Genomic DNA, 26356 nt, shown 5'->3' with positions numbered 1-26356 from the left:
AAACGTGGTGCGTCTATTCAGGCGCACCACGTTTTCCTTATATGACGGTAACCGTGTGAACAGATTTGACGATCCGTTGTCCGTGCAACAGGTGAACGGGTCCATCTGCTAACACTTTGCCGTCTTGTGAGAACTGCAGGTATACTTCGTCGAGTTGCTCAAGTGGAAGTTCGACCGTTTCTTCACCTTCGAAACGAATAGCGGTCGCTTCCGGTAAGAGTTCAGCATTCCGGATGAACGGTGCGAGCGCCATGGCGAATGACCCTTGAAGCGCGGCTTCTTTTTCAGCGCGTGTCATCGGACGATTATGATCCGTACGACTGCCTTCCATGATGCCTTTATCCCACGCTGCCCCCATTTTCGCGTAGTACGCCTCTTGTTCGCTCGTATCTGCTGGTTGGCCAATCTTCTCAATCGCAACCTTTCGTTCATCAAAGATCCAAACTGTCGGATCAATCGTCAACTGGTGCCGTACTTTACCGTTAATCGGAAAAATCATTTGTTATACCCCCTAAATGTGTAAGTCCAACAAATCCATTATACCGAAACGTTGAATTGTTAGCGAAAGTAAGGTAAAGTTTAGCTATAACAGGAACGCGTCATTTGATGAGGAGGGATTGGATTGTCAACTGAAATCGAGACAGTTCATCGCCAGCGCGCTCTTGAGCTACTAGAAGCGGATGCACAAAAAATCCGCCGGTTGATCGAGGTCCAGCTTGCGAATTTAACGATGCCACAATGTCCTCTTTACGAGGAAGTATTGGATACACAAATGTTCGGATTGTCCCGTCAGATTGATTTTGCGGTACGTCTTGAACTGATTGATGCGGGTGAAGGGAAACAGTTGCTCGAATCACTTGAACAGCAATTATCTGATTTACATGATGCGGAGACGTGCTGATTTTCTACTCAAACGTGAAATGCGGCGTTTGGGTATTTTTTTTTAGAAAACGAAAAAAAGGACGTGTACATATGTTAGCGAAGTTTAAAGAAAAACGAGCATTTTTTGACTACGGTCTCTTCTTTACGATGCTCATCCTCATGGCGATCAGTACAGTCATGGTCTATAGTGCCAGCGTTTGGAACGGTGGCGATTATGCGAATACGTCCTTCTTTGAGAAGCAGTTGATGTTCGATGCGATGGCCATCGTGCTGTTCCTTTTAGTTTCGCAAGTGAATCATGAAGTATTTCGTGGACCAGTCATTCGTTTACTCTTGTACGCGATTACATGGTTGATGCTGATGGCAACACTATTTTCGGCTCCCCTAAACGGAGCTCGCGCCTGGTTGAACTTCGGTATCTTCTTAATTCAACCAATCGAGCTTTGTAAATTCGTGCTCGTCGTCGGGCTTGCCAGTTATTTTGATCAAAAGCACAAAGGAAAGATGGATGGCGTGATTGGGATTGTCCATCACTTCATCCATCGTCAAATTCCAGCGACGTCCCCCGGAAAACGGATTTTACTTAGTTTCTCGGACTGGATCTTGATTCCAATGCTTGTGTTACTTGCACCTTACGCGATCATCATTCGTATGCAACCGGATGACGGCGGATTATTCATTTTGTTACTCATCACGGCGATGATTTTATTTGCAGTAGGATTACCGAGTGGTTACATCATGTTATGTGTCGTTACCGTTCCGATCATCTTCTTGTACGCATGGAACAATTTTTCGGATAATCAGATGCAACGGATTCAAGCGAGTTTGAATCCCTTTCTTGACGCAGAAGGTAAGGGATATCAGCTCATCAACTCCGTCATATCGATTGCCCATGGGGGATTGTTCGGAGTGGGTCTTGGGAATAGTTTTCAAAAGTATGGTTATCTGCCAGAGCCTGAAACCGACTACATCATGTCGATCATCTCGGAAGAACTCGGCTTCATCGGGGTCCTTGTCGTACTCGGTCTATTGTTTTACCTGATGATTCAAGGGGCGATCATCGCTAACCGGTGTGTCTCACTTTATTCGAGCATGCTCGCACTTGGGATTTCCGGTATTATTTTCATCCAGACATGTATCAATATTGCAGCCATGTCTGGTCTGTTTCCAGGTACAGGTGTCACCTTGCCATTCATCAGTTACGGTGGGTCATCGTTACTCGTCATGAGTACGATGCTTGGTGTAATGGCAAACATTTCTATGCAAAACAAATATCGGGTGGCTTATCATAAAGAAGTGCAAACTGCACGTTCGATGAGTGCCACGAGCTCATTAACTAAAGGGGGAGCATCAGTTGACTAAAATCCAGAAGATTCTCGTAGCAAACCGCGGGGAGATCGCGATTCGCGTTTTCCGTGCAGCGACAGAACTCGGTATTCGTACCGTTGCTATTTATTCACGAGAGGACATGGGTTCTCTTCATCGTTATAAAGCCGATGAAGCGTACCGGATCGGAGAAGGAAAAAAACCGATCGAAGCCTACCTCGACATTGAAGATATCATCGCAACAGCGAAAAAAGCCGAATGTGATGCGATCCATCCTGGTTATGGATTCCTCTCTGAGAATATTGAGCTAGCCAAACGTTGCCGCGAAGAAGGAATCATCTTCATCGGGCCGCAAGAAGATCACCTGTATAAGTTCGGAGATAAGGTACGGGCACGGACGACTGCAATTGAAGCGGGTCTTCCTGTCATTCCAGGAACAGATGGTCCGATCTCATCAATTGATGAAGCGTATGCGTTCGCAAAAGAAGCAGGCTATCCACTCATGGTCAAAGCATCGCTTGGTGGTGGTGGACGTGGTATGCGTGTCGTCCGGACAGAAGAAGAGCTTCCAGACATGATTGAACGAGCGAAATCTGAAGCTTTAAAAGCATTCGGTTCGGATGAAATTTACGTTGAAAAATTAATCGAACGACCAAAACATATTGAAGTCCAAATCATAGGGGATGCACATGGAAACATCATTCATTTGTTTGAACGAGACTGTTCCGTACAACGACGTCACCAAAAAGTCGTCGAAGTGGCGCCATGTGTCACGCTTTCAGAAGAAGGGCGTAAAAAGATCTGTGACGCGGCTGTCACGTTGATGAAACATGTCGGATACGAAAATGCGGGTACGGTCGAATTTCTCGTCACACAAGATGAATCGTTCTATTTCATCGAAGTCAACCCACGTGTACAAGTCGAGCATACGATTACGGAGATGATCACAGGCGTTGACATCGTTCAGACTCAAATCCGTGTTGCTGAAGGCGAATCGTTACATAGCGATCTTGTCGGCATTCCACAACAAAAAGAGATTAAGATGCTTGGTTTTGCGATCCAGAGCCGAATTACTTCAGAGGACCCAGAGAACGGCTTCTTGCCGGATACAGGTAAGATTAAAGCGTATCGTTCACCAGGCGGCTTTGGTGTACGTCTCGATGGTGGGAATGCCTATGTCGGAGCAGAAATTTCACCGTATTATGACTCGTTGCTCGTTAAAATCTCGACGCACGGTTTGACGTATGACCAAGCGGTCGCGAAAATGCGTCGAAACTTAAGTGAATTCCGGATTCGTGGTATTAAGACGAACATCCCATTCTTGAGCAATGTCTTGAAACACCACGCGTTCGTCAGCGGCGATTACAATACATCGTTTATCGATGATACACAAGAATTATTCATCTTCCCAAAACGTCAAGACCGGGGAACGAAGCTGTTGACGTACATCGGAGAGGTTTCCGTCAATGGATTCCCGGGAATCGGAAAACTGGACAAGCCACTTGCGCGTGACGTCCGAATTCCAAAAAATCTTCCGGCAGACTACACGCCAGGCGCAAAAGCGATCCTTGATGCAGAAGGACCGGAAGCTGTCGCGAAATGGTTGAAAGCACAAGACAACGTTTTGTTAACGGATACGACATTCCGTGACGCTCATCAATCGTTACTTGCGACACGAATGCGGACGAAGGATCTCGTTGCGATCGCAGAGGCGGAAGCGAAACTGCTTCCTGAATTGTTCTCAGTCGAGGCATGGGGAGGGGCAACGTTTGATGTCGCGTATCGATTCTTATCAGAGGATCCATGGGTTCGTCTGATGAAATTGCGTGAAAAGATGCCGAACGTCCTGATTCAGATGTTACTTCGCGGTGCGAACGGCGTTGGTTACAAGAACTATCCAGACAATGTCATCCATACCTTCGTCAAGGAAGCGGCGCAAGCGGGAGTCGATGTCTTCCGGATTTTCGACAGCTTGAACAACCCGGAATCAATTCAACTCGCCATCGATGCGGTCTTGCCAACAGGTAAAATCGCGGAAGCAGCTGTCTGTTACACAGGGGATCTGTTCGATGCGAATCGTCCGAAATATCATCTGCCGTATTACGTCAATCTGGCGAAACAACTGGAAGAGAGCGGTGCTCACATCATTGCCATCAAGGATATGGCGGGTCTCTTGAAACCGGAAGCAGCCTATGCGCTTATATCGGCACTTAAAGATGCAGTATCGTTACCAATCCATCTTCACACCCATGATGCGAGTGGAAACGGGATTTATACGTATGCGCGTGCGATCGATGCCGGGGTCGACGTCGTTGACGTCGCGGCATCAAGTATGTCAGGACTGACGAGTCAGCCAGCGGGTGGTAGCTTGATTCATGCCCTAAGTGGTCATCCACGTCAACCACTCGTCTCAGCACAGAAGTTCGAACAGATTTCGGACTATTGGCAGGACGTGCGTCATTTGTATCAAGCATTCGAACTTGATATGATCGCACCAAATCCAACCGTCTACGATCATGAGATGCCGGGTGGGCAATATTCGAACTTACAGCAACAAGCAAAAGCGGTCGGGCTTGCGGATCGTTGGTCTGAAGTCAAAGAAATGTATGCGCGTGTCAACATGTTGTTTGGCGATATCGTCAAAGTCACACCGTCGTCGAAAGTCGTTGGAGACATGGCGCTCTTCATGGTCCAACATCATCTGACGGAAGAAGACGTACTGCACCGAGCAAGTGGACTTGATTTCCCGGATTCAGTCGTTGAACTGATGAAGGGCGAACTCGGAACTCCGCCGGACGGTTTCCCGCAAGAAGTACAACGTGCCATCTTGAAGGGAGCTGCTCCGTTGACGGAACGTCCTGGTAAGATGATGCAACCACTCAACTTTGATGCAATAAAAAATGAGTTGTTTGAGAAACTTGAACGACCAGTCACGGAATTTGATGCTCTCGCTTACGCGCTCTATCCAAAAGTCTTCATGGACTACAGTTCGTATGTCGCGCGATATGGCGATATCTCGGTTCTTGATACGAATACATTCTTCCACGGTATGCGCTTAGGCGAAACGATCGAGGTCGAAATTGAACGAGGGAAGACACTATATCTCAAGTTGATTCAAATCGGTCAGCCAGACGATCACGGGATGCGGACAATCTATTATGAGATGAATGGTGTTCCTCGTGAAGTCGAAGTCAAGGACATCAGTATTAAGGAAAGTTCATCAAGCCGTCCAAAAGCAGATCGAAGTAACGCAAAACAGATCGGTGCGTCGATGCCGGGTAGTGTGCTGAAGGTACTCGTTGAGACAGGCACTCGTGTCCGTAAAGGAGAACAACTTCTCGTTACGGAAGCGATGAAGATGGAAACGACGATCCAAGCACCAGAAGACGGTGAGATCAAAGCCGTCCATGTTAAAGAAGGCGAAGCTATTGCGAGTCAAGACTTATTGATTGAATTCGTATAAGGTCACAATGAAAAACAGGCGCACGCTCGGCGGGCTGCCTGTTTTTCATTCAATATGTAATGGGAGAGGATACGGTTGAACATTATTTGTTGGATTCGAAGCGATTTTCGATTACAAGACAACCACATGTTGGCACGTGCGATTGAATTACTGAAGGAAAATCCAAAAGCGACAGTCGAGTTCGTCTTTTGGCTCAATCCAGATTACATTGGAGAATATGAAGCGCGGCAACAATATTTCTTTCAAGCGCTCGAATTGTTTTCAGATGATTGTAAAGAAAAAGAGATGCCGATTCGCTTCATCGAAGGCGATGAACAAGCTTTCTTAGATGCAACCAATGATGCGGACGTTTTGTTATTCAACGCGGAATATGTCGAACCATTCAAGGTGCGGGATGAGGGAATCATCAAAAAACGTAAGAAACGACAAACGGAGCGCTTGTTAGACCGGCATCTGCTCCATCCACATGACATTAAAAAGCAGGATGGAAAGTTCTATAAAGTATTCACGCCGTATAAGAATGCGTTCATGAAAAAAGAAATTCCAACACCCTATGAAGTGAAGTGGCAAACGCTACGGGATCATTATCATAAGCGCCAGCACACTAATAGTTTCATTGATGCCTATTTTAAAAAGGCACAGTCTGATGCGGCATTTCATCCGGGTGAGAAGCAAGCGAAACAACGCTTAAAGAAATTCATCGAGCAATCGCTTGAAAACTACGAAGAGAATCGTGATCTTCCAGCGATGGACGGTACGAGTTTACTCTCACGTTATCTACGGACCGGTGAGATCGGGATTCGAACGGTCTATGCAGCTATTCAAGATGCAAAAGAGTCGAAAGGGAAGCAGACGTTCATCACCGAACTCATCTGGCGTGAGTTCTATTACATGATTTTAATGCACTTCCCGGAATCGAAACGACAAGCGGTCAACACCCAGTACCGAGAAATCGAGTGGGAAGAAAACGAGGACGGATTCAAGGCTTGGTGTGAAGGAAAAACCGGCTATCCGATCGTCGATGCAGCGATGCGTCAATTGAACCAAACCGGTTGGATGCATAATCGTCTGCGGATGATCGTCGCGTCGTTCCTGACAAAAGATCTATTGATCGATTGGCAAAAAGGGGAACGTTATTTCCAACAGAAACTCGTCGATTATGAAGCGGCTTCGAACATCGGTGGTTGGCAATGGGCGGCATCGGTCGGGACGGATGCCGTACCGTACTTCCGAGTCTTCAATCCGACGACACAATCAAAGAAGTTCGATAAGGACGGAGAGTTCATTCGGCAGTATGTCACGGAAATCAAAGATCTGTCGAAGCAATATATTCATGAACCGACGCAGCAACAACGAGAAGACTCTGGATACCCAGAACCAATCGTTGCACATGATGAAGCGCGAAAGCGTGCAATCGCTCGATTCAAATAATGAAAAAAGGATATTCCTCAGCGGAGGAACATCCTTTTTTTTTACGACCTTATTGAAGACGGCTATTTGCTTTACGTGTTCGGAATGCATGATACGTCAAGTAAGATAAGACACCGAAATAACACGTAATCAAGAAGGCGTGCAGTAACGGTACATATGTTGCATGTCCACCGAGAACGATCCAAGCACCTGTAGCAACTTGACACGAGATGAAGAACGTCGCGAATGCCATGCCGATTGTCGTCGTCCGGTGTTTTAAGCGAATGGCTGTAATATGAACGAACAACGTATAGAGGAATAATAGCCCAGCCATGATTCGGTGAATCATTTGGACCCAGGCTTCGAACGTCATCGACGGTTGGGAACAAACGGGCCAACCCACACACGCATATGTAGCGCCAACATGGCGAACGTAAGCACCAGTATAGACGACGATCAGCGTGTAGACGAGCAGACCGTACAAGAGCTTCCGCAAGAATGCTGGGACAGATTCCCTGAATTCCTGACCAGGACGCTCCATGATCAATATCGTTAAAATCAATAAGGCAGCAAAGGAAATCAAGGAGATACCAAAATGTAACGCCATGACGAGATCTGATTGTTGCCAAACGACAGCTCCTGCTCCGACGATGGATTGAATCAACATGAAGATGAAGGCAAGAAATGCAAAAATCTTCGTATCTAATCGATCCTTAAAGGCAACGAGCGTCCAGAGACATAAGGCGATGATTAGGAGTCCAACGACTCCGGTCACAGCGCGGTGACTATATTCAATCATCGTTTCAACACTTGGGTTTGTCGGGATGAGTTCCCCATGACAGAGTGGCCAATCTGTTCCGCAGCCATCTCCCGAGTCCGTTTTTGTGACTGTCCCACCCATCAGCAAGACGATCATCATCGTAAACGTGACGAAGGCTGAAAACATCGAAAGCTTTCGATTCAAGATTTGGACACCACCTTTCTAAAAAATACGAAATACATGGATTTCCATAGGACTAGTATCGCATAAAAAGTCTCGAAACGCTTGCAATCTTTTAGAACAACGCTATTCTAGTATTAGGTAAATATGGTGAACTGTGATGAAAATCACATAGATTTCACATTTTGTTCATTATGTCGAAAGTATTTTCATACGTCACGGTCCTAAATATGTGGTATCTTTTATAGAGAAAAGGACGTTTCGTGGCATGTCTGTGTTATTTCTGTGAAGAAATTACGTGAAGCCTAGGTGCTACACGGAAGCAGATGGTGAAAAGGAGGGAACAGCATGGCGAAAGTTACTGGAGAGGCACTGGATATGGCAATCGAGCAGGCGGATCAGCCCACATTCAAGGACTATATCACCCTAGCAAAAATGGGGATCGTCCGTGCCAATCTGATTACGGTCTTCGCAGGGTATGTCGTAGCGGCATCGTACATAACGGATGATGTCCTATTGTATCTATGGCAAACCAAGTGGATGTTACTGTGGACGCTTCTCGGGAGTGGATTAGTCATTGCCGGAAGTTGCTACCTCAATAACTACATTGACCGGGACATCGATTATAAGATGGAACGGACGATGGGAAGACCAAGCGTTACTGGGAAGATGGATGGACAGCGAATACTCGCGCTAGGACTCGGGATTCTTGCGACCGGTACGGTATTGTTGTTGATCGTCAACCATGTGGCGGCAGTGTTCGGATTGATCGGATCATTCGTTTACGTCGTGATTTATACGATGTGGTTAAAGCGAACACACACGATCAATACAGTCGTAGGTGGTATATCAGGAGCTGTGCCACCAATCATTGGATTTGCGGCAGTCACTCCGACGCTTCACATTGATGCGTGGATTTTATTCCTCATCATGTTCGTGTGGCAACCACCACATTTCCTCGCACTCGCAATGCGACGGACAGAGGAGTATCGGGCAGCAGGTATCCCGATGTTACCTGTCGTAAACGGATTCGCGATCACGAAACGACAAATTGTATGGTGGATTGCAGTACTTATTCCATCATCACTCCTCTTAGCACACTATGGCATCATCTACATGATCGTCATGGCATTGCTCGGTGGATATTGGCTCTATATGGGACTGAAAGGTCTGAAGATCCAAGATGAACAAGCCGAAATCAAATGGGCGTCGAAGATGTTCTTCTTCTCACTGTTTTATTTCACGGCTTGGATCGTGACGGTCGTACTCGTTTCTTTCTAAAACGATTTGACATAATTCACGTACACCATTACGAAAGACAAAATTGGGGACAAAGAAAGTGGGGATGGTTGTGAAAAAATCAGTAAAAATGCTCTTCCGGCTTCTTCCAATCGGCTTGATGGCACTCATGTTATCAGGTTGTGGAATTCCGGAATTGTCTGCGCTACAGCCTCGCGGAGAAGGCGCTGAAATGCAACTTGAGATCATCAAGCTTAGCTTGTGGGTCATGTTGTTCGTCCTTGCGATCGTAGCCGTCATTTATATTTACGTACTTATGAAATTCCGTCGTAAATCAGGTGATAACACGGTTCCGAAGCAAGTCGAAGGGAACCACACGCTTGAAATCATCTGGACAGTTATTCCGATCCTTCTCTTGATCGTTCTTGCAATTCCGACGATCAAAACAACGGTTGAACTTGCGGATGCAAAAGAAGCGAAGAAAAACGAACAAATCAACGTTACAGCGAACCTTTACTGGTGGGAATTCGAATATCCAGACAAAGGTGTTTCGACAGGACAAGAACTTGTCATCCCAGTCGGTAAACGTGTTGCGGTTAACTTGACGTCTAAAGACGTCATTCACTCATTCTGGGTACCGGCTCTTTCTGGTAAGACAGATACAAACCCAGGTCTTGATAACGAAATGTGGTTACAAGCAAAAGAAGCAGGCACGTACTACGGTAAATGTGCCGAGTTGTGTGGTCCTTCTCACGCATTGATGGACTTTAAAGTCGTTGCGATGGAGCAGGATGACTACGACAAATGGTTGAAAGACATGAAATCTGCAAAAGAAGCAGAAACAAAACAGCTTGATAAAAAGAATGAAAAGAACTGGACGACTGGTGAGCAAGTCTACGCCCAGAACTGTCTCAGCTGTCATGGCGGCGGGAAAGTCGCACCTAGCTTGACGAACTTCGGTGATCGTCAGCGTATCGCGGGTTACCTCAAGCATGATAAAGAAAACCTCGAAAAATGGATTCGCGATCCACAAAAAGAGAAACAAGGTACAAAAATGCCTGGATTCTCTGAAGATAAGATCAGCGATGAAGAATTGAGCGAATTGGCAGATTATCTATTGGACAAAAAGCTCCAATAATTTTTTAAGGGGGAATCATAGTGGGGACACATACTATGGGTATGCCGCAGAAAAAAAGCGGCATCATGGACTGGCTAACGACAGTCGACCATAAGAAAATCGGGATTCTCTACATCATCTCTGGATTGTTCTTCCTTCTAGTTGGTGGCGTAGAAGCCCTAATGATTCGTTTTCAATTGATTAAACCGATGAACGATTTCGTCAGCGGTGAACTTTTTAACCAATTGATCACGATGCACGGTACGACGATGATCTTCTTGGCAGCGATGCCGATGTTGATCGGTTACATGAACGCAGCAGTACCGCTTCAAATCGGAGCACGCGATGTTGCGTTCCCATTCTTAAATGCACTTGGTTTTTGGTTGTTCTTCTTTGGTGGAGTCTTACTGAACCTTTCATGGTTCTTCGGCGCTGCGCCAAACGCAGGTTGGACAGCTTACGCACCACTCTCGACAGTACCAGAGTCGCTTGGTGTTGACTTCTACTCACTCGGGTTACAGATTTCTGGTTTCGGTACACTTATGGGGGGGATCAACTTCCTCGTTACGATTTTGAACATGCGTGCACCAGGTATGAAACTGATGCGGATGCCGCTCTTCACATGGACAGCATTCGTTGCTTCTGCCTTGATCGTTTTCGCATTCCCACCACTTACGGTTGGATTGTTCCTCTTGACGTTCGAGCGACTCTTCGGAGCGCATTTCTTTGACCCGGCAGCGGGCGGGAACATCGTCATCTGGGAACACCTCTTCTGGATCTTCGGTCACCCGGAAGTTTACATCTTGATTTTACCGGCATTCGGTATCTTCTCTGAAATCATCCCTACGTTTGCTCGTAAACGTCTCTTCGGATACACGACGATGGTCTTTGCGACGATGTTGATCGGTTTCCTCGGATTCATGGTATGGGTTCACCACATGTTCACAGTCGGTCTCGGTCCGGTTGCGAACGCGATCTTCGCAGTAGCGACGATGGCGATCGCTGTACCGACAGGGGTCAAGATCTTCAACTGGCTCTTTACGCTATGGGGCGGGAAGTTGACGTTCCCAGTCGCGATGCTTTATTCGGTCGCCTTCATTCCATCATTCCTTGTTGGTGGTATGACAGGGGTCATGCTTTCAGTAGCACCTGCCGATTATCAGTACCACGACAGTTATTTCGTCGTTGCCCACTTCCACTACGTTATCGTTGGTGGGGTCGTCTTTGGTCTCTTCGCAGGTCTTTACTACTGGTTCCCACTCATGTTCGGGAAACAACTCAACGAGTTCTGGGGTAAAATTCAATTCTGGTTGTTCTTCATCGGCTTCCATTTGACATTCTTCCCACAACATATTCTTGGTCTTACAGGTATGCCACGTCGTGTCTTCACGTACTTGCCAAACCAAGGCTGGGAAACAATGAACTTACTTTCTTCAATCGGTGCAGCTTTCATGGGTGTGTCGACGATCATTCTCGTCATCTCGATCGTTGCCGCATTGATGTCAAAAGAATATGTAAAACGCGACGTATGGGGCGATGGACGTACGCTTGAGTGGACACTTCCTGTTCCAACTCCAGAATACAACTTCGCACAAATTCCACTCGTCAAAGGTTTAGATACGTACTGGCTCGAAAAAATGGCAGGTAACAAAACAGTCTCTGTTTCGGAAGAAGTCGGTGATATCCACATGCCGAACAACTCGATCTTGCCGTTCGTTATGTCAGTCGGTCTGTTCCTTGCAGGTCTTGGATTCATTCTTCGCCTAGATTACGGTACTGTCGGTCTGGTCATTGCCTTGATCGGTCTTGCGATGACATTCATCGCGATGTTCTTCCGTTCTTGGATCGACGATGAAGGATACTACATCCCGAAATCAGTCGTCGAAGAAGATCTACGCCTTGAAGCAGAAAAGGAGGCGAAGTAAGATGGGTCATCATTCAGTACCAAACAACCCGATCACGGGTATTCCGGATCATGTTGAAAAAGCAACACTTGAGGGTAAGAATAAATATGTAGCCTTCTGGTTCTTCCTTGGAGGAGAGACGACTTTGTTCGCCTCTCTCTTCGGAACATACATCGGACTTCATAACTCCGGTGCTAAAGAAGGTCTACGCAGTTATGACATCTTCGAAATGGGTCTCGTCTTCATCATGACGATGCTCCTCTTGACAAGTTCGTTGACAAGCGTTCTTGCAATGATGGCAATGAAACGTAACGATGTGAAAAAGATGAAGCTTTGGCTCATCATCACATTACTTCTCGGTCTTGGATTCTTAAGTGGTGAGATCTATGAGTTCAATCACTACTACCACATCGGTCATACGTTTACGTCGAGTGCATTTGGTTCTGCCTTCTATACACTCGTTGGGTTCCACGGTGGACACGTCTTATTTGGTCTTCTTTGGATCTCGACATTGTTGATCCGGAACTGGAATCGTGGCATTACAGTCGTGAACGCGCCGAAGTATTATGTTTCAAGTCTTTACTGGCACTTCATTGACGTCGTCTGGGTCTTTATCTTCTCAGTCGTCTACCTCATGGGGATGGTGAAATAAGATGGAAAAACACGAACCGCAATTAACACGCAATCAAGTCGAACTCGAAATGAAAGCAGAACGTGGTCGTGAGACTCAACTGCAACTCATCAGTTTCGCACTCATGATTTTCTTGACGCTCATCGCTTTCGGTGCAGTCATGGCAGATCTCATGCCTCACTGGGCAGCTGGTGGATTCTTGATCATCATGGCAATCGTTCAAGTTTATCTCCAGCTTTATATGTTCATGCACATGAACAATAAAGGCAACACATGGATCAAAGTTATGATGGGTCTTGGTATATTCGTCGCCTTGACGATCGTCGCAACGCTCCGTCTGTTAATCTGGTAAGAAATGTGACCATTCTGCTAACGTTTAGCAGGATGGTCTTTTATTTTGGAATCGTTTTATGAGAAACCTTTACAATGAAATAGGGGAACGGTAATCTTAGTTTGTAAGAGAAAGGAACGGGGTGAAGAAATATGTTAGGCAATTTAAGGGGAGCACTTTCGCAATTCGAATGGACTGTCTTATGGAGTCCGTATTATGCGTTGATACTCGTTGGATTGTATATCCTATATGCTGTCGTGACAGAAAAGCTGCGTCGTCCGGACGAGCCGGAAACAACGCTCGGACAAAAATTTTCGATGCTCGCGGCATTGGTCGTTTTTTACATCGGTTTTGGAAGTCCGTTAGACCTGCTAGCGCATATCACCTTCTCTGCACATATGTTGCAGATGGTATTCGTCTATATGGTCGCACCGCCGCTCTTGTTGATTGCACTACCAGAGTGGCTTTATAAGCGCTTGTTCAATATACCGTATCTTGGGAAGATTCTTCGTTTCTTCGTCAAGCCGTTGATTGCACTCGTCGTCTTTAATGCCTTGTTTACGTTTTATCATATGCCATTTATTTTTGATTATGTCCTGACGAACTATACCATTCACCGTCTGTTCCATGGAACACTTATTTTCTTGAGCATGACGATGTGGTATCCGATCATTGCACCCGTCAACGAAAACGATAGTTTGTCTGACCTGAAGAAGATGGTCTATATCGTCGCGAACGGTGTCTTATTGACACCTGCTTGTGCGTTCATGATCTTTAGTCAAAGTTTCCAGTATCAAGCGTATCAGGATCCAGCGACGTTCGCGAAAGTACTCGCTTACTGTATGCCGAACAATGATTTGAGCGGGTTGAATCTGGAACGATTGCTTGGAACGACTGATGACTTACTAGAGGATCAACGCTTCGGTGGTGTCCTGATGAAGCTCGGTCAAGAACTCGTATACGGTCTATTCTTCGGATTGACCTTCTTTACATGGGTACGCCGTTCGAAAAGTACTGCCGTGGATGAAGGCATGTCCTTCACACCAAAAGCGGATTAAATTGGAGGAAGTTGGAACATGAGTTATTTGCCGTTGATTTGTGTATCGCTGATTGTCATCAGTGCGATTTTCGTAGCGATTGGCTGGTTCTTGATTGCTCAGACACGTCGCAACATGAAAGCTCACCAAACCGTGATGACAATCGCTGCTGCACTCGCTTTACTGTTTTTCATTATGTACGCCTTACGGACGATTCTACTTGGCAATACCGCTTTTGGTGGTCCTGCATCCGTCAAGCCATATTACACAGGATTCTTGATTTTCCACATCCTACTTGCGACATCCGGTGGGGTGCTTGGATTGATGGCGCTCTATCATGCCTATAAGAAGAACTTTGCGCGTCATCGTAAAATCGGACCAGTTGCTTCGATCATTTGGTTTTTGACGGCAATCACCGGCGTCATTGTCTATTGTCTATTATATGTCGTCTACGATCCTGGTGAGACGACGAACGTATTCCGGGCGATCTGGAGTCATTAAGGGGGAGCCAACTTGAAAAAAAATAGTTACTTGACGGTTGCTGCCGTTGTCCTCATCTTAGTTGCGGCAGCCGGGGGATATTATTATTTCTTCATGAAAGAAAAATTGCCTGTTATCGCTGAGCCGACACCATTTGAATTAACGAACGCCGTGAACGGTAAGTCGTTTAACTCGGAAGATGGAAAGATCAAGGTATTGACATTCTTCTATTCGAACTGTCCTGATATTTGTCCGTTGACGCTAAATGATTATCGGAAACTAGAGAAAAAGCTTCGTAGCGAAGAGCTATATGGAAGTGACGTCGAGCTCGTTGCAGTGACAGTCGATCCGAAAGTCGATACACCGAAAGTCTTAAAAACGTATGCTTCCAACTTCGAAGCAGATGCTGAAGGATGGAGAGTACTGACAGGAGACCCAGTCGTCATCGATCGTCTGACACGTCAGTTGAACTTCTATTATTCAAAAGCAGAAAGCGGCTTAGTGACACACGGGACGCAAATGTTTATTTTAGACCGTGAGAACAAAGTTCGGGCAATCTCTTCGATGGCAAAGACACCGGACGAACCAGTCGACTTGGAAGAAGTCATGTCTTCAGTCACACAACTAGCAAAGGAGTGAAGGAAGATGACTTATGAAGATTACATGCAAGGAGATGTGATCGTCTCTGTTCAAGCAATCGAGGAGTTACTCGCTTGTACGATCGAAGATTACGGGGTTCGACACTATCGGATTAAACGGATGGACTGGGAAGAGATTGCTTTTAGTGTAAAAGTGGATGTCTCAGCGACGTCACTGCATGCGCTCTATCAACATGTACGTCAACAACTTAAGATTCAACTCGGCGATGACGTCGTATCTTACGTACAATTCGTCACGCGCTAAGATAAAACACACGAACGCTGCGCAATCACTATACAGATAGGTAATGAGCCGATGACTTCATAAGTAGTACGAAGTCATCGGCTTTTTTATTGGAAAAAAGACCGAAAAAAATAGAGGTCCCGATTGGAACCTCTACGTGTAGCTTATTTTTCAAGTGTTTCAAGCAGTGCTGCTAAACGACGTTCGCAGTCCTTGACGATTTCCGGTGGGAACGTCTCATCATACTCGACGCCGTGTGGATAGTAATGTTTCCCTAAAAGTGGTGTCATCATACGGACGACAGCGTGACGGTCTTCGATCTCACCTTGGATCGCATAGACTGGAACACGGAGATAGAATACTTCGCCTGTTGATTGTTTTTCGTATTTCATGTCGTACATCGCACGTTCGTAATCCCATTGTCCTTCGCGAACGAAACGGTGATGATCCATAATTGTTTCAAGAAGACCGAACTTCAGTTCCTTGCCTTCGATGCCATATTGTTCAAACTTCATGTTTGAATCCCCCTATACCCCAGTTTGCTAGTAGATACTAGTCTTTCCAAACTATCATACCATAATGAATGAAACGATGACGTAAAAGTTGTGAAGTCATTTTGAAGAATTCATGAACTTCCGTATTTTCGTTCAACGTACTCAAGGATCGTATCTGGTGCATGAATACCGAGATGATTGAGTCCTTCACCACCAAAGAAGACGTTGAACTCGAGAACGTACCATTGTCCGTCGCGGATGATAAGATCAAAACCAGCGTGATCGATATCAAGCTGTTTCGCAAGCGCGAGCACGAAATCAATTGCACCTTGAGGCACATCATCGAAATCAAGGACGCCACCTTGAGCGACGTTATTTAAGAACTGTGCACCACCGACGCGCCAATATGCCGCGAGGACTTGATCACCGACAACGACGACACGTAAATCCTTTTCGTTCGGAATGTACTCTTGGATGTAGAACGTCTCGTGTGTATCCGTGTATTTCTTCCAGTCCGCTTCATTTTTGATGAGATGAACACCTTGCCCCATCGAGCTACGGACTGTCTTAGCGACGAACGGAAACGAAAATTCACGTAAGACTCGATCGACCGTGAACTCATTTTTCCCGTAGATGCCTGTCCGAGGGATATTGTCCGGAATGACGGTCTGAAAAATCCGAGTCATCTCGATTTTGTCATGACCTAGGTGGAACGTAGCGGCAGATGGAAAAATCGGCTTCTTCATTCCATAGATGATCGAGTGGATTTGCCAGTATTCCGGGAACAAGACGACATCCGCCTGTTCAATCTTTTTCAAGGAATCAAAGTGATAATCTGATTTGGCATGTTCCGTCTTGATTCCAATCGTCCGGAACATATTAAAAGAGAGCAGTTGCATAAAGTTCATTCCTTCCTTCTGAACAAATTATACACAATTCAACGGGCTAGGAGGGAGAGAAATGTTATGATAAGATGGTAAAGTTAAGGAGGAGATTCGTTGTGATATATACCGATAAGACGATTGACCTCATCAACGCAGCGGAAGACCTCATTCGATCTCTCGCTCAAAGTGAAACGGGGCAAGCATATAGATGTGCGAAACAAGCACAGCAAGAGTCAGTGGAGGCACAGTCCGTCATTCGAGACTTTCATCAAGTCAAAGAAGATTACGAGCTCGTGCAACGATTTGGACGGTACCATCCGGACTATCAGACGATCACAAAAAAGGTCCATGAAGTCAAACGTCGACTTGATCTACAAGAGGAAGTCGCGCAGTTTAAAAAAGCAGAAAAACAACTCGAGACGCTACTTGGACAAATTAGTCTGAAACTCGCTGGTGAAGTATCACCGCAAATCAAAGTACCAACGGGGAATCCATTCTTTGACCAAGGATGTGCCGGAGGCTGTTCGACCGGTGGAAGTTGCAGTTGTAGCGGATAATGAAGATGAAGGGGGTAGGCTGGCGTGATCAAGGAACGAGTGGGACTCATCGTCTATGTCAATGCGATGAAAGCATCCCGTCAATTACGCCGTTACGGGAACGTCTACTTTACGTCTAAACGTGAACGATACGTGCATCTGTATGTCGATTTAGATCAGCATGAACAGGTGATGGAAGTCATTTCGACTCTTCCGTTCGTCGAATCGATCAAACGTTCAGAACGACCGTTCATCACGGAGACGTTCGCGAATAAAAAAGGTAAAATGCAAGAAGAAGCATAATCCAAGGAGCGATGAGGACATCCTCGTCGCTTCTTTGTTGAAAGGAATGAAGGAAATGCGAGTCATTTCAGGGGAACGGAAAGGAACGCGGCTAAAAGCAGTACCAGGGGATCAGACACGACCGACGACGGATAAAGTAAAAGAATCGTTGTTCAACGTCATCGGTCCCTATTTCAATGGAGGACGAGCGCTTGATCTGTTTGCGGGTAGTGGTGGTCTTGGCATCGAGTCTCTTTCGAGAGGATGCGATGAGGCGGTATTCGTCGACCAACACCATAAAGCCATTCAGACCATTCAAGATAACTTGCAGACGACGCACTATACGGATCAAGCACGTGTGTTGAAAAAAGACGTTACGATCGCCTTGACGGAACTAGCCTCCGAAAAGCCATTTAAATTAATTTATTTAGACCCTCCCTATGCAAAAGAACGACTGACGGAACACGTCACGTACATAGAGCAACACGACATGCTGACAGACAATGGTGTCATCGTGTGTGAACATGACTCTGCTGTTGTATTACCGGACCGGATCGGACGGCTAGAGGTCGTTCGTCGACTTCGTTATTCCGCTGTCATCTCAATCACGTTATATGAATTTATGGAAGCGGAGGAAGACCACGTATGAAACGAATCGCCATTTGCCCAGGGAGCTTTGATCCAATCACGAACGGACATTTAGACATCATTGAACGGGCTGTTCCGATTTTTGATGAGATCATCGTTGCCGTATTGAACAATTCTTCGAAGCAACCGCTCTTTTCTGTTGAGGAACGGATGGAGTTGATTGCAGATGTGACGTCGCATCTACCACATATCAAGGTCGATTCCTTCAATGGTTTGCTCGTCGATTACGCAGCGGAAGTCGGCGCAACCGCGATCGTCCGTGGTCTACGGGCGGTCTCGGACTTTGAGTATGAAATGCAGGTCGCATCCATCAACAAAAAGATGAACGATCAAATCGAGACACTGTTCATGATGACGAATAACCAGTATTCCTTCTTAAGTTCTTCGATCGTCAAGGAAGCGGCCAAATACGGTGCTTCCGTCGTTGATCTCGTGCCATCTTCCGTCGAAGAGGCGCTACGTCAGAGATATACGAGAGGAGAACTGCGATGAAAGCTTGGAAACCCGCCTTAGCAGCGGTCATTGCTGCCTTGCTCGTGTTTTTCGTGCCACTTCCGTATTTTATCTCCTATCCAGGTGATGCGACATCGACTGAAGATTTGATTGATGTGTCTGGGGGTGACAAGGAGCCAGGCGATTTGATGATGCTGACGATCGCCCAACGTCGAGCAACCCCTTACTTCCTCGTAGAAAGCCTCTTCCTACCGTTTTCCGAAACGTCGAGCGTAAGTGATTATTTGTACGACGGAGAGTCAGATGCACAGTATGAAACACGTCAGAAACTATACATGGAAGAAGCACAACATAATGCGACGATCGAGGCCTATGAACTAGCTGATAAAAAGGTCGATATCGACTTTAAAGGGGTCTATGTGTCCGGTGTCATTCCAGGTGGTCCAGCCGAAGGGAAACTGAAAGCTGGAGACCGGATCACGGGCGTCGATGGGAAATCGATTACGTCATTTGATGGCTTCATGAAGACGATTCAATCGAAAAAAGCAAAAACAGCCGTTCCAATTCAGTTCACGCGTAAATCGGAAGTCAAGAAGACGACGATTCGAGTGGATCAGTTGTCGAAAGAAGTCAAACGTGTCGGACTTGGTATTTATGAACCATTACCGATCTCAAACGTAACGACAGACCCCGCTATTAAGTTTCAGATCGAGGATGTCGGTGGTCCTTCTGCAGGAATGATGTTCACGCTTGAAATCTATGATCAATTGACGCCGGGTGATTTGGCGAAAGGACATAAGATTGCCGGTACAGGAACGATTGAAGAAGGCGGTAAAGTTGGACCGATCGGTGGTGCGTGGCAAAAGGTAGTCGCTGCTGACGAGGCAGAAGCAGAAATCATGTTCGTACCAGCAGGAGAGAACTACAAAGAAGCAAAACCATCCATTAAAAAACTCGGAACGAACATGAAGCTCGTTCCGATCAAGACAGTTGAAGATGCGATTGATTATTTGGAAGAACTTCCAGCGAAATAAGGAAAACGACGGTGTTCGAGCAACGCGTCGTAGCGAGCCAAGGGCAGTGCGTATGCAGCTGTCACTTGGCTTTCTTTTGTTAGCCAAGGATGGCTCGTGAACGTACTTAAAACAGGGACACGCGTTTTGATACTCTTAAGTGCCAGTCGTCCTTGTTCTGAAAAAGCGAGGGGGCGAACGAAATCAACATGATCATAATCAATCCGTGCGACCTCTTCCGTTGTCGTTGAAGTCAACAGATAGACAATGGCACGCTGCAGGCTTGTACGCGTATAACGACGTGTTTTGACGTGATTTAAAAAGAAATCGAACGTCTCTGCTTGTTTGGCACCTTCGATGAGACGAGGAGCTAGTGAAGCATCAATTCCGGCGATTCGTATCAATTCAGATACGGGAGTCGTCAATAGGCGTTGTCGAATCCATGGATAATAGTGCGAAAAATGAGCGAAAGAAGCGTTTGTCAGGACGTCCTCCGTCTGTTCGGGAAGTGCGAGCAGCTGACCGTGCGTCTGGTAATGGGCGCGTATCGCAGTGGCGCTCATGATAGCTCCGGTTGATAGGTCATGATAGCCACTTCCAATTCGTTTTGTCGTATGAAGCGAAACGGTCTTCGCGGCGCGAGCATAATAATAACCAAGTGTATTGTTCGGTTGTGTCAAATCAAGCGTCTGTGAGACACTCTTGAACGCTTGACTAGCAGCGCGAGCAGAAGAAAGACCAGCTGTTAATCCGTCACGTAACGCTTGCTTATATGCAAGAGTCTCTTCAATTTGTTCCGATGCCGCATGCAAAAAGGGATGGATGTCTCCACATTCGCTTCCGAACGAAAGTGACTCACAACCAATCGTCTCAGCGATCGTCACCCCACCGAGCGCAAACCGATCTGCGCGTTGGACGGCAAAATAAAAGGGGAGTTCAAGAACGAGATCAACGGCACCACTTGCGACTGCTGCTTGAGCACGTGTCCATTTGTCTGTAAAAGCGGGCTCACCACGTTGCATGAACGTCCCGCTCATGATGGCGACGATGACGTCGGCATCCGTTTCCCGTCGTGCTGTCGTCGCTTGATAATAGTGTCCATTATGAAACGGATTGTACTCTGAAATGATAGCTGTCATCCTCATGAAAACTTTCTCCTTTGCAAACCGAATTAAGTGCGGTAATATGGATAAAGACGTCCAAAGTGTTCGTTCTCTAGCGATTTCAGTGTAAAGAAAAAACATTGACAAAACAAGATGTCCTCTCTATAATTCATATTGTTGCAATTGAGGTGATTCGGATGAAATGGTCCCTGATGCAATTGAATAAATTGCGCAATCTGGGTCAACTTCAGGTTAACGAGACGATCGAGCTCAATGAGCTAGTCGCCCTCCATCCGGATATCCGGGCGGTGCAACCTGTGCACGTTCGTGCAAATGCATCGTTTACATCGAATCAATTAATATTCAATCTCCGGATTACCGGCGAAATGACGCTTCCGGATGCCCGGACGCTAAATGACGTCGCTTATCCATTCGAGATTGAATCCATCGAGCCATTCCTGCTCGAGGTTGATGCTGTTTCGAACGAAGCAGATGACATCAACGTGCCGATCGGGAATACGGTCGATCTTCGACCGCTCGTGCAAGAATTGATTTTACTTCATGTGCCAGTGCAAGTGCATGGGGATGATGAAGAGAATCAGTTGGTTGAGGGGGAAGGCTGGACGATTCTTTCTGAAGAGGATCCAGAGGAAACCGAACCAAAAATCGATCCGCGACTCGCGGGTCTCGCTCAGTTCTTTAAAAAAGATCAGGATTCCTGATTTCTGAAGTAAAGGCGAGTGTATTTTTTCAAGGAGGTGGACAACGATGGCAGTACCATTCCGCAGAACGTCGAAAACACGCAAACGTCTTCGCCGTACTCATTTCAAACTCCGTGTACCAGGTATGGTCGAGTGCCCAAACTGTGGTGAAATGAAACTTTCACACCGTGTTTGTAAAGCATGTGGCTCGTACAAAGGTAAAGAAATCGTCAGCAAGTAAGCTGATTGATCGGTATAAAAGCGACCTTCGAATCGAGAAATCGGTTTTGGGGTCGCTTTTTTCATGAAAGGGGAAATGATGAAGATGAACGTTGGAATCATTGGCGCGGGAGCCATCGGTTTATTGCTTGCCTCTTATTTATCGGAAGAGCATGCAGTCACGCTCTATACTCGACAAGAACAAGAAGAGGAACGTTCGATCATTCGCGATGGACAGGCAAGTCGACTTGTACGAATCCGGAAGATTGATCGACTCGAGTCAGAAGACTTGGTGTTTGTAGCGACAAAGTCGTATGATATAAAAAGTGTGATTCCATTCCTCAAACGGCTGACGTGTCCCGTCATGTTCCTGCAAAATGGAATGGATCATTTGAAATGGAAAGAGCAATTGCCGCAAGTCTTATTCGGTGTCGTCGAACATGGAGCCATGCGCACTGCGCCGTTTGAAGTCAGGCATACTGGACAAGGACGTATTCGATATGGAAATCAAGAAATTTCGAACTTGTCGTCAATACAGCTCCGTTTTGAATTCGAGTCGGATATGGAAGCGGTCTTATTGACGAAACTGTTCATCAACGTCGTCATCAATCCAGTGACGGCATATTACGGTGTTGAGAATGGATCCTTGTTAGAAATGCCTTATCGACAAGAAGCACGTCAATTATTTGACGAAATGCAGACGATTTTTCCGAATCATAGCATTACTTATTCCGAAATCGAGCGAATCATGGAGAACACGAGTAAAAATCGTTCTTCGATGTTACGAGATCTTGAGCAAGGACGCCAAACAGAAGTGGAACCGATACTTGGATACGCGTTACGTCAGGCGACGACTGCGACGCCACGTTTATCTTTTTATTATGAACAGATCAAACAGAGGGAGGGTCCGCAGTGACGGTCTTCATCATTTTTCCTTTATTCAGCCTACTTGCGTTGTATCTCATCTTTTTACTTCTGTTTCGAAAACACGGGAAGGCAGTCCGATTCGCACTCGACGTTGGGACATTCATTGTTCTATATGCCATTCATGTCGCATTGATTGCCTTGACCGGAACAAATTACTTAGGATGGATCGTCATCGTCGTGTTGGTAGTGTTTGCGTTGAACGCGCTCTGGCAACGGATTCGGCAACTTGATGTCGATTTAAGACAAATGATTCGGCACAGTTGGCGGATCATCATCTTGCTAGCGTTACCCGTTCATTTCGTGTTGTTCGTGCTCGGTATACGTCAACTGTTCATCAGCTGACGAGTTAGGTAAGAAAGAAGGGATTTTGTTTGAAGGTACAACCATTTGAAGCCTTATATGATGACAACTCGCTGATGCATCGTGCTTCACGAGAAGAATTCTTAACATATGTCGATCACCTCGGAACGAGTGGTTTAGCGTCGAGAAGCCGCTTACTTGAAGAGCGTCACTATCCGCATCTTGCGGCGCTAACGGACGAACTCGAACGCCAAAATCCAAATATGACGGAGCGATTGCGGGAGCGTGTCGCGAAACTTCGTACAGGTGAGGCACAAGCTGTGGTCACAGGGCAACAAACCGGCATCTTTGGCGGACCATTATATGCCATCTATAAACTGTTGACCTGTCTTAAGGTCGCGCAGCAGGCGGAAGCGACACTTGATCGCCCTGTCGTTCCAATTTTTTGGCTCGCGACCGAAGATCACGATTTTGATGAGATCAATCATGTTTATGTTCCGACAGCAGATTTTCAAACGCGAAAAATCGCAGTCGCCCCTGCGGAAACGATTGCCCGCTCGGTCAGTCGCTTGTCTTTTGATCAGCCGGCACTTCTAGAAATCATTGAAGAAACGTTCCGGGCAATGCCGGAGACGATCCACACGAAACGATTAGTTGCGCGGCTGAAACAACTCGTTGAAGAATGTACATCGTATGGCATGTTTTTCTCACAATTAATCGGCGAATTGATCGATTTCGATATCGTCTTCTTTGATGCTGATACACATCCTGTCCGTGAACTCGAGATTCCGTTTTTTGAACGGTTGATTCAAGACAATGCGGAATTCAGACAGGCATTGACGGACGGAATAACACAGACGAAAGAATTACCCGACACATTCTTGAACGAGGAGGCCGCGCATCTTTTCATCGATGATCACGGTCGTCAGTTGCTTTATCCGACAGCAAGCGGATTTGAGACGAAACAAGGGAAGCAGTATACAGAACTTGAATTAATCGCGTTACTGTACGCCAGTCCGGAACGATTCTCAAACAGTGTCGTGACCCGACCATTGATGCAGGATTATCTGTTCCCGACGCTTGCCTACATTGGTGGACCGGGAGAATTAGCTTACTGGACGCGCTTACGCCCACTGTTTCACCATCTGAAGTGGACGATGCCGTTATTGATCCCTCGTATGGGCGGATTACTCGTGCGTCATAGCGATGAAAAACGGCTTATGAAACTCGACGTATCACTCGAAGAGATCGTCCGGTCAGGCGTTCCGATTCCCGTCTATTCGGAAGAGCAGATGACAGGGCGCCTGCAGACGGCAGCGATGCTGAAAGATAGCTTCGTCTCCGAGTTTCTTTCGCTCGAACATCAGCTACTGCGAACTTCGAGTAAGAGTGAGAAAATCAAGAAACAACTCGAACAATCGATTGCTAGTTTGTTAGCAGAAGATCGACGTCAATTTGATCGACAGACGCGACAGTATAAAGAAACGGCCTATCATTTGCTACCGGATGGAGCGCCACAAGAAAGGATTCACTCCATCTTACCGTGGTTGAATCATCATGGTCCTGATTTTGTTCGGGACTTAAGGAACGCTTATGAGGCAAATGCGGCTGAACAACTGAAAATTTTCCTTTAAACCTGCTGAAACAAGCAGGTTTTTTTGATTTTTTAGCGAAAATTACACAAAAGTTAAATAAATCAAGGAAACTGTCTCATTTTCGTAACGTTTTCATGAGAGAATGTGATACATTGAAAAAGAGTAACGTCCTTCAAGGACAGTGAAAGGTGAGGCAGGACATGTTTGAGCATGAAACGGTATTGAAATGGGAGTCAATCGAAGGACTCGCGATTAAACCCGACGGTATTTACGTCGATTGTACATTAGGTGGAGCAGGACATAGCGAAGAGATCGTCAAACAACTGACGACAGGTCATCTATACGCATTTGATCAAGATGATGTCGCCCTTGCTCATGCAGCAGAACGTCTCGCGGCGTATGAAGGTCGCTTTACTTTAATAAAGAGTAATTTTGCTTATCTAAAAGAGCAATTAGCAGCACATGGCGTCGAGAAAGTAGACGGTATCTTATTCGATCTTGGTGTCTCTTCACCACAATTAGACGAAGGGGAACGGGGATTTAGTTACAATCACGATGCACGTCTCGACATGCGCATGGATCAATCTTCTCCACTTTCTGCCTACGAAGTCGTCAATGAATGGTCTTACAATGATCTCGTACGTATCTTCTTTACATACGGGGAAGAGAAGTTCTCAAAACAAATTGCACGCAAAATCGAAAAAGCGCGGGAAGAGCAACCGATTGAGACGACGTTCGAACTCGTCGAATTGATCAAGGATGCGATTCCAGCACCAGCACGACGTAAAGGTGGTCACCCTGCGAAACGGACGTTCCAAGCGATCCGAATTGCCGTCAATGACGAATTGAACGTCTTTGACCGTGCGGTACACCAAGCAATTGATGTATTACGGGTTGGTGGACGTTTATGTGTCATTACGTTCCATTCACTTGAAGATCGCATGTGTAAACAGGCGATCAAAGAAAAATCATCACTACCCGAGCTTCCACCGGGATTGCCGATGATACCGGTCGAGATGGAGCCCGAACTCCGACTCGTCACACGCAAGCCGATTACAGCTGGTGTCGAAGAGCTGGATGATAATCGTCGCGCTCGATCGGCAAAATTACGAATCGCTGAAAAAATGAAAGAATCTTGAGAGGAGCATTCCAATGGCAGAACCACTTCGTAAATCGGTCCAAACGGTTCAACCCGTTCGTCAACAACCTGTTCAGGAACCACGGAAGACGGAAGATATCGCACGTCGCGTCGCCGTCCGTCCGAAGTATCGCTTGTATCCCTTTGAAAAATTCTTATACAGTGCGATGATTGGTGGTCTTGTGTTATTTGGGAGTTTGACGATCAGTACGCACAACGAGGCGTACAATGTCAGTCGTGACTTAGCGAAAGAAAACCAAGTCACACAGTCACTCAAAAAAGAAAATGAACGTTTACAACTAGAGGTCACGAACTTAAGCTCTCCGGAACGGATTTATAAGATTGCAAAAGAACAGGGTCTTGATATGCGTAAAGGGAACATCAAGGTGATTCCTAAATGAATCCACTGAAAAAATCCCGT

30 protein-coding genes are annotated in these 26356 nt (G+C 46.2%); 25 read left to right on the top strand and 5 right to left on the bottom strand.

The features are described 5' to 3' along the window. Positions 1 to 37: 37 nt before the first annotated feature. The gene (locus tag ACY2IG_RS11550; RefSeq protein ID WP_056062372.1) at positions 38 to 499 is read right to left on the bottom strand and encodes a hypothetical protein; all 462 of its coding nucleotides are present in this window, start codon (positions 497 to 499) and stop codon (positions 38 to 40) included. A 123-nt stretch (positions 500 to 622) separates the two neighbouring features. Between ACY2IG_RS11550 and ACY2IG_RS11545 the strand changes: the two genes are divergently transcribed. From ACY2IG_RS11545 to ACY2IG_RS11530, 4 genes are all read left to right on the top strand, one after another. After that, positions 623 to 901, top strand: coding sequence for an Fpa/YlaN family protein (locus ACY2IG_RS11545; protein WP_023468835.1), 279 nt, complete (start codon positions 623 to 625; stop codon positions 899 to 901). A 71-nt stretch (positions 902 to 972) separates the two neighbouring features. Further along, on the top strand, positions 973 to 2244 hold the full coding sequence (locus ACY2IG_RS11540; protein WP_035406728.1) for an FtsW/RodA/SpoVE family cell cycle protein: 1272 nt from the start codon (positions 973 to 975) through the stop codon (positions 2242 to 2244). After that, positions 2237 to 5671, top strand: coding sequence for a pyruvate carboxylase (locus ACY2IG_RS11535; RefSeq protein WP_462617945.1), 3435 nt, complete (start codon positions 2237 to 2239; stop codon positions 5669 to 5671). The genes ACY2IG_RS11540 and ACY2IG_RS11535 overlap by 8 nt, the downstream gene beginning before the upstream one ends. Before the next feature lie 75 nt (positions 5672 to 5746). Beyond that, positions 5747 to 7102, top strand: a complete 1356-nt coding sequence (locus ACY2IG_RS11530) for a cryptochrome/photolyase family protein (RefSeq protein WP_462617944.1) — start codon at positions 5747 to 5749, stop codon at positions 7100 to 7102. Positions 7103 to 7151: 49 nt separating this feature from the next. On the opposite strand, the gene ACY2IG_RS11525 is transcribed toward ACY2IG_RS11530, so the two are convergent. After that, positions 7152 to 8027, bottom strand: coding sequence for a COX15/CtaA family protein (locus ACY2IG_RS11525; protein WP_035409499.1), 876 nt, complete (start codon positions 8025 to 8027; stop codon positions 7152 to 7154). Between the two features lie 342 nt (positions 8028 to 8369). Between ACY2IG_RS11525 and cyoE the strand changes: the two genes are divergently transcribed. From cyoE to ACY2IG_RS11480, 9 genes are all read left to right on the top strand, one after another. Beyond that, positions 8370 to 9302, top strand: coding sequence for a heme o synthase (gene cyoE / locus ACY2IG_RS11520; RefSeq protein WP_035406737.1), 933 nt, complete (start codon positions 8370 to 8372; stop codon positions 9300 to 9302). Between the two features lie 64 nt (positions 9303 to 9366). Further along, the gene (gene coxB / locus ACY2IG_RS11515) at positions 9367 to 10398 is read left to right on the top strand and encodes a cytochrome c oxidase subunit II (RefSeq protein WP_081780348.1); all 1032 of its coding nucleotides are present in this window, start codon (positions 9367 to 9369) and stop codon (positions 10396 to 10398) included. 35 nt (positions 10399 to 10433) lie between these two features. Beyond that, a complete protein-coding gene (gene ctaD, locus ACY2IG_RS11510; protein WP_052018991.1) occupies positions 10434 to 12302 on the top strand; it encodes a cytochrome c oxidase subunit I in 1869 nt (622 codons plus the stop codon). A 1-nt stretch (position 12303) separates the two neighbouring features. Then, positions 12304 to 12933, top strand: a complete 630-nt coding sequence (locus ACY2IG_RS11505) for a cytochrome c oxidase subunit 3 (RefSeq protein WP_035406743.1) — start codon at positions 12304 to 12306, stop codon at positions 12931 to 12933. A 1-nt stretch (position 12934) separates the two neighbouring features. Next, a complete protein-coding gene (locus tag ACY2IG_RS11500) occupies positions 12935 to 13264 on the top strand; it encodes a cytochrome C oxidase subunit IV family protein (protein ID WP_035406746.1) in 330 nt (109 codons plus the stop codon). Between the two features lie 131 nt (positions 13265 to 13395). Then, complete coding sequence (gene ctaG / locus ACY2IG_RS11495) at positions 13396 to 14301, top strand: cytochrome c oxidase assembly factor CtaG (protein WP_462617943.1); 906 nt, start codon at positions 13396 to 13398, stop codon at positions 14299 to 14301. Between the two features lie 18 nt (positions 14302 to 14319). Beyond that, positions 14320 to 14781, top strand: a complete 462-nt coding sequence (locus ACY2IG_RS11490; protein ID WP_290751586.1) for a DUF420 domain-containing protein — start codon at positions 14320 to 14322, stop codon at positions 14779 to 14781. Between the two features lie 12 nt (positions 14782 to 14793). Further along, positions 14794 to 15399 carry an SCO family protein gene (locus ACY2IG_RS11485; protein ID WP_462617942.1) on the top strand — a complete coding sequence of 202 codons (606 nt, stop codon included), beginning with the start codon at positions 14794 to 14796 and terminating at the stop codon, positions 15397 to 15399. A gap of 6 nt (positions 15400 to 15405) precedes the next feature. Continuing rightward, complete coding sequence (locus tag ACY2IG_RS11480; protein WP_035406757.1) at positions 15406 to 15663, top strand: hypothetical protein; 258 nt, start codon at positions 15406 to 15408, stop codon at positions 15661 to 15663. A 143-nt stretch (positions 15664 to 15806) separates the two neighbouring features. On the opposite strand, the gene ACY2IG_RS11475 is transcribed toward ACY2IG_RS11480, so the two are convergent. Both ACY2IG_RS11475 and ACY2IG_RS11470 read right to left on the bottom strand, forming a co-directional pair. Further along, positions 15807 to 16157 (bottom strand): YugN family protein, encoded by a 351-nt coding sequence (locus tag ACY2IG_RS11475; protein WP_035406760.1) that lies wholly within the window; start codon positions 16155 to 16157, stop codon positions 15807 to 15809. A gap of 110 nt (positions 16158 to 16267) precedes the next feature. Beyond that, the gene (locus ACY2IG_RS11470) at positions 16268 to 17014 is read right to left on the bottom strand and encodes an ATP-grasp domain-containing protein (RefSeq protein WP_290782775.1); all 747 of its coding nucleotides are present in this window, start codon (positions 17012 to 17014) and stop codon (positions 16268 to 16270) included. A 122-nt stretch (positions 17015 to 17136) separates the two neighbouring features. Here ACY2IG_RS11470 and ACY2IG_RS11465 point away from each other — a divergent pair, with 122 nt between their 5' ends. From ACY2IG_RS11465 to ACY2IG_RS11445, 5 genes are read left to right on the top strand one after another with little or no spacing between them, the layout of a single operon-like run. Beyond that, a complete protein-coding gene (locus ACY2IG_RS11465; RefSeq protein WP_035406766.1) occupies positions 17137 to 17577 on the top strand; it encodes a YlbF/YmcA family competence regulator in 441 nt (146 codons plus the stop codon). A 24-nt stretch (positions 17578 to 17601) separates the two neighbouring features. After that, a complete protein-coding gene (locus ACY2IG_RS11460) occupies positions 17602 to 17859 on the top strand; it encodes a YlbG family protein (protein ID WP_035406768.1) in 258 nt (85 codons plus the stop codon). 55 nt (positions 17860 to 17914) lie between these two features. Next, on the top strand, positions 17915 to 18487 hold the full coding sequence (gene rsmD / locus ACY2IG_RS11455) for a 16S rRNA (guanine(966)-N(2))-methyltransferase RsmD (protein WP_035406771.1): 573 nt from the start codon (positions 17915 to 17917) through the stop codon (positions 18485 to 18487). Continuing rightward, complete coding sequence (gene coaD / locus ACY2IG_RS11450; RefSeq protein WP_056062364.1) at positions 18484 to 18978, top strand: pantetheine-phosphate adenylyltransferase; 495 nt, start codon at positions 18484 to 18486, stop codon at positions 18976 to 18978. The genes rsmD and coaD overlap by 4 nt, the downstream gene beginning before the upstream one ends. Further along, positions 18975 to 19973 carry a SepM family pheromone-processing serine protease gene (locus ACY2IG_RS11445; RefSeq protein WP_290751570.1) on the top strand — a complete coding sequence of 333 codons (999 nt, stop codon included), beginning with the start codon at positions 18975 to 18977 and terminating at the stop codon, positions 19971 to 19973. Before coaD ends, ACY2IG_RS11445 begins: the two co-directional genes overlap by 4 nt. Here ACY2IG_RS11445 and ACY2IG_RS11440 read toward each other — a convergent pair. Further along, entirely contained in the window at positions 19946 to 21097 is a 1152-nt protein-coding gene (locus ACY2IG_RS11440) for a tRNA(Met) cytidine acetate ligase (protein ID WP_462617941.1), read from the bottom strand. The two genes, ACY2IG_RS11445 and ACY2IG_RS11440, sit on opposite strands and share 28 nt — an antisense overlap. 170 nt (positions 21098 to 21267) lie before the next feature. Between ACY2IG_RS11440 and ACY2IG_RS11435 the strand changes: the two genes are divergently transcribed. The 7 genes from ACY2IG_RS11435 to ftsL all read left to right on the top strand — a co-directional run bounded on the left by ACY2IG_RS11435 (position 21268) and on the right by ftsL (position 26336). Further along, positions 21268 to 21777, top strand: a complete 510-nt coding sequence (locus tag ACY2IG_RS11435; protein WP_230088521.1) for a YceD family protein — start codon at positions 21268 to 21270, stop codon at positions 21775 to 21777. A gap of 46 nt (positions 21778 to 21823) precedes the next feature. Next, positions 21824 to 21997 (top strand): 50S ribosomal protein L32, encoded by a 174-nt coding sequence (rpmF, locus tag ACY2IG_RS11430; RefSeq protein WP_012370841.1) that lies wholly within the window; start codon positions 21824 to 21826, stop codon positions 21995 to 21997. A gap of 84 nt (positions 21998 to 22081) precedes the next feature. Then, the gene (locus ACY2IG_RS11425; RefSeq protein ID WP_035409503.1) at positions 22082 to 22891 is read left to right on the top strand and encodes a ketopantoate reductase family protein; all 810 of its coding nucleotides are present in this window, start codon (positions 22082 to 22084) and stop codon (positions 22889 to 22891) included. Further along, positions 22888 to 23244: a DUF3397 family protein gene (locus ACY2IG_RS11420; protein WP_035406782.1), complete on the top strand. Its 357-nt coding sequence runs from the start codon at positions 22888 to 22890 to the stop codon at positions 23242 to 23244. Before ACY2IG_RS11425 ends, ACY2IG_RS11420 begins: the two co-directional genes overlap by 4 nt. Positions 23245 to 23273: 29 nt before the next feature. Further along, positions 23274 to 24836 carry a bacillithiol biosynthesis cysteine-adding enzyme BshC gene (bshC, locus tag ACY2IG_RS11415; protein WP_290751560.1) on the top strand — a complete coding sequence of 521 codons (1563 nt, stop codon included), beginning with the start codon at positions 23274 to 23276 and terminating at the stop codon, positions 24834 to 24836. 161 nt (positions 24837 to 24997) lie between these two features. Next, the gene (rsmH, locus tag ACY2IG_RS11410; RefSeq protein WP_056062348.1) at positions 24998 to 25936 is read left to right on the top strand and encodes a 16S rRNA (cytosine(1402)-N(4))-methyltransferase RsmH; all 939 of its coding nucleotides are present in this window, start codon (positions 24998 to 25000) and stop codon (positions 25934 to 25936) included. A gap of 13 nt (positions 25937 to 25949) precedes the next feature. Beyond that, entirely contained in the window at positions 25950 to 26336 is a 387-nt protein-coding gene (gene ftsL, locus ACY2IG_RS11405) for a cell division protein FtsL (protein ID WP_023468808.1), read from the top strand. Positions 26337 to 26356: the final 20 nt, after the last annotated feature.

Source organism: Exiguobacterium sp. EF_C8 (genome assembly GCF_054956715.1).
The sequence above is the reverse complement of the archived record's forward strand: the minus strand, read 5'-3'. Positions and strand labels throughout refer to the sequence as shown.